The 11,680-nt window shown below is 70.3% G+C and carries 9 protein-coding genes; 3 read left to right on the top strand and 6 right to left on the bottom strand.

Annotation, left to right across the window (positions count from 1 at the left end; genetic code table 11):
* Positions 1 to 29 precede the first annotated feature (29 nt).
* The gene (locus ACN20J_RS22195) at positions 30 to 1,598 is read left to right on the top strand and encodes a carboxylesterase/lipase family protein (protein WP_419666602.1); all 1,569 of its coding nucleotides are present in this window, start codon (positions 30 to 32) and stop codon (positions 1,596 to 1,598) included.
* Positions 1,599 to 1,721: 123 nt separating this feature from the next.
* On the opposite strand, the gene ACN20J_RS22190 is transcribed toward ACN20J_RS22195, so the two are convergent.
* Positions 1,722 to 2,183, bottom strand: a complete 462-nt coding sequence (locus ACN20J_RS22190; protein WP_419666601.1) for a spore-associated protein A — start codon at positions 2,181 to 2,183, stop codon at positions 1,722 to 1,724.
* A gap of 181 nt (positions 2,184 to 2,364) precedes the next feature.
* Positions 2,365 to 4,902, bottom strand: coding sequence for an NACHT domain-containing protein (locus ACN20J_RS22185; protein ID WP_419666600.1), 2,538 nt, complete (start codon positions 4,900 to 4,902; stop codon positions 2,365 to 2,367).
* A 453-nt stretch (positions 4,903 to 5,355) separates the two neighbouring features.
* On the opposite strand from ACN20J_RS22185, the gene ACN20J_RS22180 reads away from it, so the two are divergent.
* Positions 5,356 to 6,051 (top strand): M23 family metallopeptidase, encoded by a 696-nt coding sequence (locus ACN20J_RS22180; protein ID WP_419666599.1) that lies wholly within the window; start codon positions 5,356 to 5,358, stop codon positions 6,049 to 6,051.
* A 20-nt stretch (positions 6,052 to 6,071) separates the two neighbouring features.
* Here ACN20J_RS22180 and ACN20J_RS22175 read toward each other — a convergent pair whose 3' ends face one another.
* Positions 6,072 to 6,659, bottom strand: coding sequence for a TetR/AcrR family transcriptional regulator (locus tag ACN20J_RS22175; RefSeq protein WP_055613806.1), 588 nt, complete (start codon positions 6,657 to 6,659; stop codon positions 6,072 to 6,074).
* A 187-nt stretch (positions 6,660 to 6,846) separates the two neighbouring features.
* On the opposite strand from ACN20J_RS22175, the gene ACN20J_RS22170 reads away from it, so the two are divergent.
* Positions 6,847 to 8,445, top strand: a complete 1,599-nt coding sequence (locus ACN20J_RS22170) for an MDR family MFS transporter (RefSeq protein ID WP_419666598.1) — start codon at positions 6,847 to 6,849, stop codon at positions 8,443 to 8,445.
* 530 nt (positions 8,446 to 8,975) lie between these two features.
* On the opposite strand, the gene cseC is transcribed toward ACN20J_RS22170, so the two are convergent.
* From cseC to ACN20J_RS22155, 3 genes are read right to left on the bottom strand one after another with little or no spacing between them, the layout of a single operon-like run.
* Positions 8,976 to 10,289 carry a two-component system sensor histidine kinase CseC gene (gene cseC / locus ACN20J_RS22165; RefSeq protein ID WP_189843138.1) on the bottom strand — a complete coding sequence of 438 codons (1,314 nt, stop codon included), beginning with the start codon at positions 10,287 to 10,289 and terminating at the stop codon, positions 8,976 to 8,978.
* On the bottom strand, positions 10,286 to 11,011 hold the full coding sequence (gene cseB, locus ACN20J_RS22160; protein WP_189843137.1) for a two-component system response regulator CseB: 726 nt from the start codon (positions 11,009 to 11,011) through the stop codon (positions 10,286 to 10,288). The genes cseC and cseB overlap by 4 nt, the downstream gene beginning before the upstream one ends.
* Before the next feature lie 51 nt (positions 11,012 to 11,062).
* Complete coding sequence (locus tag ACN20J_RS22155; protein WP_246575431.1) at positions 11,063 to 11,671, bottom strand: hypothetical protein; 609 nt, start codon at positions 11,669 to 11,671, stop codon at positions 11,063 to 11,065.
* Between the last annotated feature and the right edge of the window lie 9 nt (positions 11,672 to 11,680).

The raw sequence follows: 11,680 nt of genomic DNA, 5'->3' as shown, positions 1-11,680 counted from the left end.
CGGCGTCCGGTTCGACGGGATGATCCGCGATGACCGAACTGTCTGCAGAGGGAGCCGTGATGGGCGTCGACGAACCCGAGGTCCGTACGACAGCGGGTGTGGTGCGGGGGGCCGGAGAGGCGTCGGGATCGGCGGTGTTCAAGGGGGTCCCGTTCGCCGAACCGCCCGTCGGCGCACTGCGGTTCGGGGCGCCGGTGCCCGTGCGGAGCTGGGACGGCGTACGGAAGACGGTCGAGTACGGGACGCCGCCTCCGCAGTCCGCCGCGTTCGGCATGGACGCGCTGGTGTCCGGCGACGCGGTGGACGAGGGGGACTGGCTGACCCTCAACGTCTGGACGCCCGACCCCGGCCCCGGCGCGGGGCTGCCGGTCATCGTGTGGATGCACGGCGGCGCGTACGTCATCGGGATGTCGGGCCTGCCCGAGTACGACGGCGGCCGGCTGGCCCGGGAGGGTGCCGTCGTCGTGGTGACGCTCAACTACCGGGTCGGCATCGAGGGGTTCGCGCACATCGAGGGAGCGCCCGCCAACCGGGGCCTGCTCGACCAGGTCGCCGCTCTGGAGTGGGTGCGGGACAACATCCGCGCCTTCGGCGGCGATCCGGGCCGCGTCACGGTCGTCGGCCAGTCGGCGGGCGCGGGTTCGGTGGCCGCGCTGCTCACGATGCCACGCGCGGCAGGGCTCTTCGGCCGGGCGGTCGCGCAGAGCGTGCCCGGTACGTTCTTCTCGCCCGAGCTGGCCGCCGATATCGCCCAGGAGTTCGCCGCGGAGCTGGGCGTGCGTCCGACGGTGGAGGAGATGGGGGCGGTGGCGCCGCGACGGCTGCCCGCGGTGGCGGACGCGGTCGGCGCGAAGGGCGGGGCGTTCGCGGATCGGTGGGGACCGACGGCCCATGCGCTGATCCCGGTCGCGCCCGTCGTCGACGGCGAGGTGCTGCCCGCCGCCCCCTGGGAGGCGCTCGCCTCCGGCGCGGGACGGGACGTCGAGCTCGTGGTCGGCCATACCCGTGACGAGTTCCGGCTGATGATGCTGCTCCGCGGGCTGACGGGAGAAGTGACGGAGGATCAGGCCGCCGTCGCACTAAGGACGTTCGGGCCGGGCGGTGCCGCCGGCGGGGCGTCGGGCGGTGACGCCTACCGGGCCGCGTTCCCGGCCGCGAGCGCCGAGGAGCTCTTCGAACTCGTCCATTCCGACTGGCTGTTCCGCATGCCCTCGCTCCAACTGGCCGAGGCGCAGATCGCGGGCGGCGGTCGCGCGCACGTCTACGAGCTGGTCTGGGAGGCGCCGGGCATGGGCGGAATGCTGGGCGCCTGCCACGGGCTCGACGTACCGCTGGTCTTCGGCAACCTCGGCGAGGGGCTGCCTGCGCTGCTCCTCGGGGAGGAACCGCCCGCCGAGGCCGAGGAGTTGTCGCGGCTGGTCCGGGCCTCCTGGACGGGGTTCGCGGCGGGGGAGGACCCGGGGTGGCCCGCGTACGACGTCGAGCGGCGGTCGGCGCGGCTCTTCGACGCGAAGCCCTCGGTGGCCCCGTACCCGGAGGAGGCGTCGCGTCAGCTCTGGCGCGAGCACGTCTTCGGTGCGCTGCCGCTGTGCGGTTAGGGAGTTTGCCGACCAGGACGCGTTTCCCGGTGGGGCACGACGAAGGAGCCGCACACCGAAGCGTGCGGCTCCTTGTCGGGTGATGCCCGGCCGGGGCTCGTCGGCCGGATGCCCGGTCGTGGATCAGCCGCAGTGGCCGGTGCCCTTCGTGGAGTAGGTGGTGATGCCGCCCTCCCACGTGACGCACTCGCCGGGGGCCTCGATGTAGACGGGCCCCGCGTACGTCGTGAACTGGCCGCTGTCGGTGGCGGTTCCGCCCGTCTTCGAGCTGAGCCGGGCGAACATCTTCACCGGCGCCCCGGGCTTGGTGCGGACGGTGACCACGCAGTTCTCGCCGGTCGTCTTGTTGTAGGTGAGGAAGGTGGTGCCGAGGTTCTCCATGTTGGCGGAGTCGATCACCTTGTGACCGGCACCGCAGGCGCCGTTGTACTTCGCGACCGGGGCCTCCGACGGGGCCGCGACGGCCGCCGACCTGGCCGCCGTGGGCGCGGACGCGGATGCCGACGCGGAGGCGGGCGCCGCGAGGGCGAGTGCCCCGCCGGTGACGACGACGGCGACGGTGGCGGCGTGACGGACGAGCTTCATTTCTGTTCCCCCAGTTTGGTGAATCCGTGAGTCTGCGAATCCGTGTCGGGCGATGCGTCCAGCTGGTCAACTGCCGTCCGCCCCACACCAGGTGAGACCAGGCGACCCGGGGGTTGGTTGTGGCCTCTTTTGTCACCGTTCTGTCGCCGCGTGTCACTGAACGGTCACCGTTCGGGCTGGATCAGGGGGTGATGAGTGTGGTCCGGGCGGGCACCTGCTGCGCCACGGTCTCGCTCACCTCTGTGCCCACGTGCACGTCCTCCAGGTTGGGGAAGGCCGAGAGCCAGGCCAGCCCTTCGACCGGATGGGGTGCCTCCACCAGGAGAACGGTCAGTTGTTCGGGCACGATGAGTTCCGTGAGCTCCTCGACCCGGTAGGCGCCGGCGACCTTGATGTGTGCCCAGCCGCCGATGGAGCGGAGCAGGCGGAGGTCCTTGGTGCTGCGGACGGTCACTGTGCTCTGCCGGACCATGTGCGCGAGGATCTCGCGCGCGTAGAGCTCCTGGTCGAAGTGGTGCCAGGAGTTGGCCAGGACGTGCTGGACCTGTGAGTCCCGGTGGGCCCGGAAGCCGGTCAGGAAGTGCAGCGCGGCGTCACTGCCCAGTTGGGCGGCCGACCATGCCACCAGGTATGCGGTCTTGTTGTCGAGTCTCTCCGGACCCGGCAGAAGGGCCAGCACCAGATCGCCACCGGCGCGTGTCAGTTGCTCGGCCTCCGAGACCCCGCGCGGAGGCACCAGCGACCCCACGCCCTCCTCCACCAGCTGCCTCACCGCAGGCTCCACCTCCGCCACGTACCGCAACCCCGCCGCGGCCAGCAGCTTCCCGCGCGAGGTGTCCTGCCCCACCAGCCGCCGCAGCATCTGCTCGGCCTCCTTCGGCCGGGCGTGCGCGACGGCGAGAAGGATGACGTCCTCCCAGTCGTCCTTCTCCGCGTTGTTCACGAGAAGGTCGAAGTCCAGCTCCTGCACAGCCAGTCGGGACCCCAGATAGTCCTGGAAGGTCCGGTGGAGGAAGTCCACCCGCCCCTCCGCCGGCTCCCGCAGCAGCCCCGACCGCAGTAACAGGGACCGGTAGACGTCCTCGGCGGTCCCGTCGAGGTTCACCGCGGGGACCGCCTGCCCGATGATGTGCAGCGCGTCCGAACGGTCCATCTCCGCGCGGCTGTTGCGGATCAGCCACCACGCCAGCTTCTGGAGCAGCTGGACCTGTGTCGCGTACGGGATGCGCAGTCCGTCGGGGTGGTCCAACTCCCGTTCCCGGTCCCGACGTTCGAGGAGCATGGTGAGGGCGGCCTCGTACAGGGACTTCCTGTCCTGGGGGAGGAAGCCGCGCCGGTCGCGGTGGAGTGCACAGAGCATGCCGCACATCAGCGGGTTGGTGGCCAGCCGGTTCAGCTCGGACGTGGTGCGCACGGCCTGGAGCAGTGACATCCCCTCGGCCTCGTCCGCTCCGGCGGCGCGATGCCAGCGTCGTACGAACGTGGCGACGTCGTCGCGTGCCATCGGCGAGAGCGTGAGTTCGTGGAAGTCCGCCGCCTCCAGCCAACGTTCGGGGACGGCGGACGGGCGGGAGGTGACGAGCCACAGGTTTCCCGGGAAGGTCCGGGTCAGTTCGCGCAGCCAGCGCCGGGCCGCGTCGCGGCGGTCACCGGCGATCTCGTCTATCCCGTCGACCAGCAGCACACCCCGCCCGGCCCGGAGCACCCGCTCCGCCCAGCCGGCCGGCTGCTCCCCGGCGACCGGGCAGCCGACGGCCTTCAGGAAGTCCCCCGGGATGGGGAAATCCGTCCCCGGGCGCACGATCCTGCGCATCGGCAGGACGAACGGCACCCGTCCGATGAGGTGCGTCAGGCCGTGGTCGTACGTACGGCTCGCCGTCGTCACCGCGAGCCACTGGACGAGGGTCGTCTTCCCGGAGCCCGCGACCCCGCGCAGGAGCACCTGGTCGTGCTGCGCCAGGACCTGCTCGGCGGGGATCTGGAGGCCACCGTCCTGCCCGTCGCGCTCCCGGGTCGCCTCCAGGCTGAGGTACGCGGTGTCGAGCGACCACTCGCTCGTCCCGGTGTCCAGGCCGTAGATCGTCAGCGTTCCGTACCGCCCGGTGATGTGCTCCGCGTACCGCGCCTCGAACCCCGCGTCCTCGGCCGACTGCGAGGGCAGGCGCCCCAGCAGGACGTCCACGGCCCGCACCAGCCGGGCCAGCTGCCGGCTCTGCGCGGTCTGCTGCCGGGCGATGTAGGTGGAGCGCTGGGTGAAGAAGTTCAGGATGTGCAGCGCGGCCGTGTGCAGCAGCTGCTCGTAGAAGAGTTCGCCGTCGCCGCTGAGTCCGTACGAGATGACGGCCGCGTGGGAGCGGAGTGTGCGCGCGAACTCCTCGGGTCCGAGGTCGACGGCCTCGTAGTCCTCGATCGTGAGGGTCCCGAGCGAGGCGAGTGAATGGCCGAGGGCGTGGGCGACCGCGGTGGCCTCCTCGGCCGTCACCGGCTGTTCCCCCGGTCCGGCGGTCTTCAGGGCCCTGCGGACCAGCTCCGCCGCGACCTTCTCGACGTCCTTGGGCGTGACGCTCCGCTTCTCCCGGCCGAACGACACCAGCGCCGATATCCGTACCGGGCTGCTCACCAGCCCGGCCCCCGGCTGGTCCTTCACGAAGAGCTTCTTCACGAGCGGTGCGACCGCGCTGGACGCGATACGGGCCCCGAGCACTCCGGCGTCGACCATGCACCGAGCGTAGGCGAACCACCTGGGCCCTTGTGTAGCCCCCGCCACATTCGCAGGCCCCTGGATCATGCCCTCCGGTGACATGACGCACAGGCGATTTGTCCGGTACTAGGGCGAGTAGTGGTGGAGTGGAAACGGGCAAAAAGGACCTTTGGCCCTGGGGTGGTGACGGGGTCGGAGGCCGTGCGGTGCGGGCCCGGCCCCAAGGCTCCCGGGCCGGAGTGGACGGCTCTGAAGTGGGCGTAAACGCGACTTCTCGTATAAAACGCGGAGGATTTCGTCCCAGACCTTTCTCTTGTCAAGGAGTCGGAAGTTTCGGTGTCAAGTACGACTTGAGGTCGTAGATGGGGCCTTTGTGGGATGGCGGGGGTGCGGGTTACCAAGGGATGCCTCGCCCGGTGCGCCGACAGCGCGCCGGGTGTGTTGATGTCCGTCCCCCTGGAGGTAGTCCCCATGTCGCAGCGCATCACGTCCCACCTTCCCGGCACGCCCAAGCTCCGCGTCCGGGCCGCCGCCATGGCTCTCGGCCTGGGCGCCTCGGCCGCGCTCGGAGCCGGGGTCGCGGTCGCCGCCGACACCAAGGCGAGCGCCGTCGCGCTGCCGGGTTCCGCCGCCGTCTCGGTGCAGCAGCAGGCCGCCGCGCAGGCCAAGGCCGCCGCCCAGACGAAGGCCAAGAGCAAGACGGCCGCCAAGAAGGCCGCCGCCAAGCCCGTCGCGGCCAAGAAGGCCGCCTCCTGGGTCGACCCCGTCAAGAAGTACAAGCTCTCCGCGAAGTTCGCCCAGGCCGGCAACCTCTGGTCGTCCACCCACTCCGGCCAGGACTTCGCCGTCGCCTCCGGCACGCAGGTCGTCGCCGCGCACGGCGGCACCGTGGTCAAGGCCGGCGGCAACGGCGCCGGTGACGGACCCGCGTACGGCAACGCCGTCGTGATCAAGCACAGCAACGGTACGTACTCGCAGTACGCGCACCTGTCCCGCGTGGACGTGAAGCCCGGCCAGATAGTGAAGACCGGTCAGCGCATCGCCCTGTCCGGCAACACCGGCAACTCCAGCGGGCCGCACCTGCACTTCGAGATCCGCACGAAGGCCGGTTACGGCTCGGCGGTCGACCCGGTCGCCTTCCTGCGCTCGAAGGGCGTGACCCTCTAAGAGGCCTCGGGGCCCAGGGCTCAGAGTGACTCGGTGGCGCCCGCGTGCGCCCGCGTGACCAGATCGATGGCGACCTCCAGGACGGCCTTCCGCTTGTCCTCGGGGTCGCCTTCCATGTCCTTGAGGGCGAACATCCCGGCGTGCATCGTGAAGAGCGCGCTCACACACCGGACCTGGTCCGTCAGCGCGGCGTCCGGCTCCCTGATGATGTCCAGCATCCCGAGCATCCGGTCCTTGAAGGACTCGCCGATGCTCAGCTCACGGATCGTCGCCTGGTTCTCCTGCATGAAGCGGAAGAGGGGGGCGGCGTTGGTGAGCGCCTCGCTGTAGCGGCGCAGCAGCTCCCGCTTGGTGTCGAGGGTGTGCGGCTGCCCCTTGCCCCACTCGATCAGCTCGTCCATCGGCCTCGTCAGGTCCTGGAAGAGGCTGATGAGGATGTCTTCCTTGGTCTTGAAGTGGTAGTAGAGCGCCGCCTTCGTGACGTCCAGTCGTTCGGCGATCTCCCGCAGTGACGTCTTCTCGTAACCCTGCTCGGCGAAGAGTTCGATGGCCACGTCCTGGATGCGCTGACGGGTGTCTCCGCGCCGCCGCTGCCTGCTGCCGTCCATCGTGGCTGCTCCTCGTCCTTGTCGTCCCTACGTGTCGTAGGTGCTCGCCGTAAGGTAAAGAAAAACTTACTTGACGCCCGGCTAGTTACGGGTCTACTTTTCCCCAGTGTAGTCAACTTGCCGGTCGGCAAGTAAGTGCAGGTAAGTGCAAGCAAGCAGCAGTGCGGTACCCAGGGGAGTGGGGACAGTGGCGGACACCAAGGCGGCTGACGCAGCCGAGGCAGTAGCGGAAGCGGGGGCGGAACCAGCAGCGGAACAGGGGACGGCCGAGGTCGAGGGCAAGCAGCCCAGGAGCGTACGGGTCGTCCTGCTCGCGCTGATGATCGCGATGCTCCTCGCGATGCTCGACAACATGATCGTCGGCACTGCCATGCCGACCATCGTGGGAGAACTGGGCGGGCTCGAACACCTGTCGTGGGTCGTCACGGCCTACACGCTCGCGACCGCCGCCTCCACCCCGATCTGGGGCAAGCTCGGCGACATGTACGGGCGCAAGGGCGTCTTCATGACCTCGATCGTGCTCTTCCTGATCGGGTCGGCGCTGAGCGGAATGGCCCAGGACATGGGGCAGCTCATCGGGTTCCGGGCGATCCAGGGACTCGGTGCCGGTGGTCTGATGGTCGGCGTCATGGCGATCATCGGGGACCTGATTCCGCCGCGGGAACGCGGCAAGTACCAGGGCATGATGGCCGGCGTGATGGCCCTCGCCATGATCGGCGGACCGCTGGTCGGCGGCACCATCACCGACCACTGGGGCTGGCGCTGGTCCTTCTACATCAACCTGCCGCTCGGTGTCGTCGCGCTGATAGCCATCAGTGCCGTACTGCATCTGCCCAGGAAGCGGGCCCAGGCGCGGATCGACTACCTCGGGGCCGGGCTGCTCACCGTGGGCATCACCTCGATCGTGCTGGTCACCACCTGGGGAGGGTCCGAGTACGCCTGGGGCTCCGCCATGATCATGGAGCTGATCGGGATCGGGGTCGCGGCGCTCGTCGGGTTCCTGTTCTGGCAGACCAAGGCCGCCGCGCCGGTCGTGCCGCTGCACATCTTCCGGAGCGGCAACTTCTCGCTGATGTCCGTCATCGGCTTCATCGCCGGGTTCGTGATGTTCGGCGCGGTGCTGTTCCTGCCGCTCTACCAGCAGTCCGTGCAGGGCGCGTCCGCGACCAACTCCGGGTTGCTGCTGCTGCCGATGCTCGGCGCGATGCTCGTCACCTCGATGGTCGCCGGGCGGGTCACCACCAGCACCGGGCACTACAAGGCCTTCCCGATCGTGGGCAGTGCGCTGATGGCGGTCGGGCTGTACCTGCTGTCGCTCATGGACACGGATACGTCGCGACTGACGTCCGGGGTCTACATGGCCGTGGTCGGTGCCGGGATGGGCTGCCTGATGCAGATCACCATGCTGGTCTCGCAGAACAGCGTCGAGATGAAGGACATGGGCGTCGCGTCCTCCACGACCACCCTGTTCCGTACGCTCGGGTCGTCCTTCGGGGTCGCCATCATGGGCGCGCTCTTCAACAACCGCGTCCAGGACGTGATGGCCGAGCGGGCCGGGGCCCTGGGCTCCAAGGTCACCGAACAGTCCGCCCAACTGGACGCGGCCAGCCTCGCGAAGCTGCCGGTCGCCGCGAGGGAGGCGTACCAGCACGCGGTGTCCGCCGGTACGCACTCGGCGTTCCTCCTCGGAGCCGTGGTCGCGGTCGTCGCCCTCGTCGCGGCCGTGTTCGTCAAGGAGGTCCCACTGAGGGGCGGCCCGACACCGAAGCCGACCGAGACGGTCTGAGACGGCCCGAACCCGGACGGCCCGCAGCGATTACGGCTGCGGGCCGTCTGTTGTTGCGGGGCTTGCGTTGAGTGGTGGCTGCGGGGCGGTGGGGGCGTTTGCGCAGTTCCCCGCGCCCCTGGGTGGGGTGGGTGGCTGGTGTCGTGGGTTCGGCGTGGGCCGGTGAGGGCGTTCGCGCAGTTCCCCGCGCCCCTGACAGCACAGCCCGGCCTTTGCCTTTAGGGGCGCGAGGAACCGCGCACTCGGCCCAGTGCGACCCGCAGCCAACGCCCAACCTGAACCCCAACTCACCCGGGGGCGCGAGGAACCGCGCACTCAGCGGAAACTCACCCGCCCCAACACCCCACGCCCACCCCAACTCACCCAGGGGCGCGAGGAACCGCGCACTCAGCCGAAACTCACCCGCCCCAACAGCCCACGCCCACCCAGACCCACCAAGGGGCGCGGGGAACTGCGCGCTCAACCCCCACTTACCCGCACCCAACACCCACCCGCACCTACCCCCCGGGCCCCCACACCCCCGCAGACCGCTAAGGAAGCATAGGAAAACTCCCCGTATTCGTCGGCGCATGTTCCGGCAGCCACAGCACGGCGACCGCCCCCTCGACCGGCCCCGAGCCGACGCCGAGCCCCACGTTGCGGAAGGTCAACCGCGCACCGAGGACCCGCGCCTGGCCCGCCGCGATGGTGAGGCCGAGCCCGTGGCCGTGCCCCGCCCGGTCGCTGCTGCCCGTGCGGAAGCGGCTCGGGCCCTCCGCGAGGAGATCGGCAGGGAAGCCGGGCCCGTGGTCGCGGACCCGGATGACCCGCCCCTCGACGGAGATCTCGATGGGCGGCTTGCCGTGCTTGCCGGCATTGGCGATGAGGTTGCCCACAACCCGCTCCAGACGACGCGGATCCGTGGTGACCAACGACTCGTGCACCACCCGCACTTCGATGTCCGGATGAGTGGAGGCGACCCGCCGGCTGATGAACTCACCGAGGTTGATGTCCTGCAACTCGGCCCGCTCGGACGCCCCGTCGAGCCGAGCCACCTCCAGCACGTCCTCGACGAGCGTGCGCATCGCCTGGGCCCGGTCCCTGACCAGCTCGGACGGCCGCCCAGGCGGCAGCAGTTCGGCCGCGGTGAGCAGCCCGGTCACCGGCGTGCGCAACTCGTGCGCGATGTCCGCGGTGACCCGCCGCTCGGCCTCGTACCGCTGCTTCAGCGCGTCCGCCATGGCGTCCACCGCGTGCGCGAGGTCGTCGGTCTCGTCCCGTACGACACCGCCGATGGCGTCCCGCACCCGCACATCGCTCTGCCGCTGCGCGACCAGGTTCGCGGCGCTCGCCGCCTTGCGCAGGCGCCCCGAGAGCTGGCCGCCGACCAGCACGCCGAGGGCGCAGCCGCCGAAGATGACCGCGATCGAGCCGATGAGCAGGGCCTGGTCGAGGTCCGCCATGACATTGGCGCTGCGGTCCGTGAAACGGGTGTGCAGCGACAGGGTCCGGCCGTCCCGCATCGGCATGGCCGCCCAGATGTCGGGCACCCCGTCGTCGTTGTCCTGCACGAAGGTGGCCCGCCGCCCGGCCTTGACCTTGCGCAGCAGCTCCTGAGGCAGGTCCGGATCGTCCACCCTGGTGCCCAGCCGGGCCGCCCCGCTGGAGGTGTCGTAGTACCGTGCCGCGATCTGCAGCCGCTCGTCCTGCACATCGCGGGCGTTGTCCAGCATGGTGACCCAGGCGGCGTTGTGCACGACGATGCTGAGCACCAGCGCCACCAGTGCGCTGACCAGCGCGATCGCCGCACTCAGCTTCCAGCGCAGCCCGATCCGCAGCCCTCTGGGCAGCACCGGGATCCTCATCCCTTGAGCTTGTAGCCGAAGCCGCGGACCGTCTCGATCCGGTCCTGGCCGACCTTCGTACGCAGCCGCTGCACATGGACGTCGACGACGCGGGTGTCGCCGCCCCAGCCGTAGTCCCACACCCGCTCCAGCAGCTTGTCGCGCGACAGGACCGTACCCGGCGCCGACGAGAACTCCAGGAGCAGCCGCATCTCGGTGGGCGTCAGCGCCACCGGCGTACCGCCCCTGCGCACCTCCATGCCCACGGTGTCGATCTCCAGCACGCCGTCACCGTCGCCGAAGGACAGCACGCCACCGGCGGGGACGGACGAACCGCCCTCGGACTCGGCGGCCGATTGCGGCCCGCTCGCGTGCCCGAAGCGCCGCAGCACGGCACGGATCCGGGCGACCAGGACGGCCCCGTCGAAGGGCTTCGTCACATAGTCGTCGGCGCCCGCCTCAAGGCCCAGGACGACGTCGATCGAGTCGGCGCGGGCGGAGAGCATGATCACGGGCACGGTCGACTCGTCCCGGATCCGACGGCACAGCGACACCCCGTCGAGCCCCGGCACCATCACGTCGAGGAGCGCGATGTCGGGCCGGTCGGCGCGGAACGCCTCCAGACCCGACAGGCCGTCGGGCATCGCGGTGACCACGAAGCCGTCGCGCTCCAGCGCGAGTTGGGTGGCCTCGCGGATGACGTCGTCGTCCTCGACGAACAGGACGTGGGTCTGCTCTGCCATCCGGTGCTCTCAGTTTCTCGGTCGGTCGGGTCGGCCGCGGAGGTGGCCGGTCTAGTTCTCGGTCGGGACCGGCGTCTCGCCGCCCACCACTTTGCTGTAGTCGTTCGTCGTCCGGGCCCGCTCCGCGAAGCGGTTCGCCGTCCAGCGGTACGTGATGACCTCCTCGCCGGACGGATACTCCAGCGAATCGCCCTTCCCGTACACCTGCTGGGTGACCACCAGATCACCCCGGTCGATCTCCGCGTAGACCGGAGGCTCCTCGGCCCGGAAGACATTCTTGTACGCGTCACCGTCCTCGCGATACACGTACGAGCCGACGCCGACCGCGTCACCGCAGGTCATCACGTTGACCAGGACGTCGTCGGCGGTCCCGCCGGTGAGTTTTCCGTACGACACGTCGACCGGGTACTCGTCGCCGAAGCAGGGCTTCAGGTCGCGCTTGACCGCCGCGCTGACACCCGGGTCGGCCCGGACGAGCCTGATCGCGTCCGCGCGTGCCCTGGTCGGCGAGGCGGAGGGGGTGCCGGCTTCCACGGCGCCCGCGGACACGGAGTCCGAGGCGGGGCCCTCGTCGCGGGCGCCGGTGCCGCCCGTGCCGCAGGCGGACACCAAAAGGCCGAGGGCGGCGAGCACGGCCACCGCCGCGATCACCGCCTTCAAGGGCCCGCC

The sequence above is a fragment of the Streptomyces sp. 2-1 genome, from assembly GCF_048564895.1.
In the GTDB taxonomy this organism is placed as follows: domain Bacteria; phylum Actinomycetota; class Actinomycetes; order Streptomycetales; family Streptomycetaceae; genus Streptomyces; species Streptomyces phaeochromogenes.
Note: the sequence above shows the minus strand (reverse complement) of the source record. Positions and strands in the feature narration are given on the sequence as shown.

Bases quoted from the DNA above. Each gene is read 5' to 3' on its own strand.
- ACN20J_RS22195 (WP_419666602.1), top strand. From the start codon at position 30: ATGACCGAACTGTCTGCAGAGGGAGCCGTGATGGGCGTCGACGAACCC.
- ACN20J_RS22175 (WP_055613806.1), bottom strand. From the start codon at position 6,659: ATGGACGGCAGCAGGCAGCGGCGGCGCGGAGACACCCGTCAGCGCATC.
- ACN20J_RS22180 (WP_419666599.1), top strand. From the start codon at position 5,356: ATGTCGCAGCGCATCACGTCCCACCTTCCCGGCACGCCCAAGCTCCGC.
- ACN20J_RS22185 (WP_419666600.1), bottom strand. From the start codon at position 4,902: ATGGTCGACGCCGGAGTGCTCGGGGCCCGTATCGCGTCCAGCGCGGTC.
- cseC (WP_189843138.1), bottom strand. From the start codon at position 10,289: ATGAGGATCCCGGTGCTGCCCAGAGGGCTGCGGATCGGGCTGCGCTGG.
- cseB (WP_189843137.1), bottom strand. From the start codon at position 11,011: ATGGCAGAGCAGACCCACGTCCTGTTCGTCGAGGACGACGACGTCATC.
- ACN20J_RS22190 (WP_419666601.1), bottom strand. From the start codon at position 2,183: ATGAAGCTCGTCCGTCACGCCGCCACCGTCGCCGTCGTCGTCACCGGC.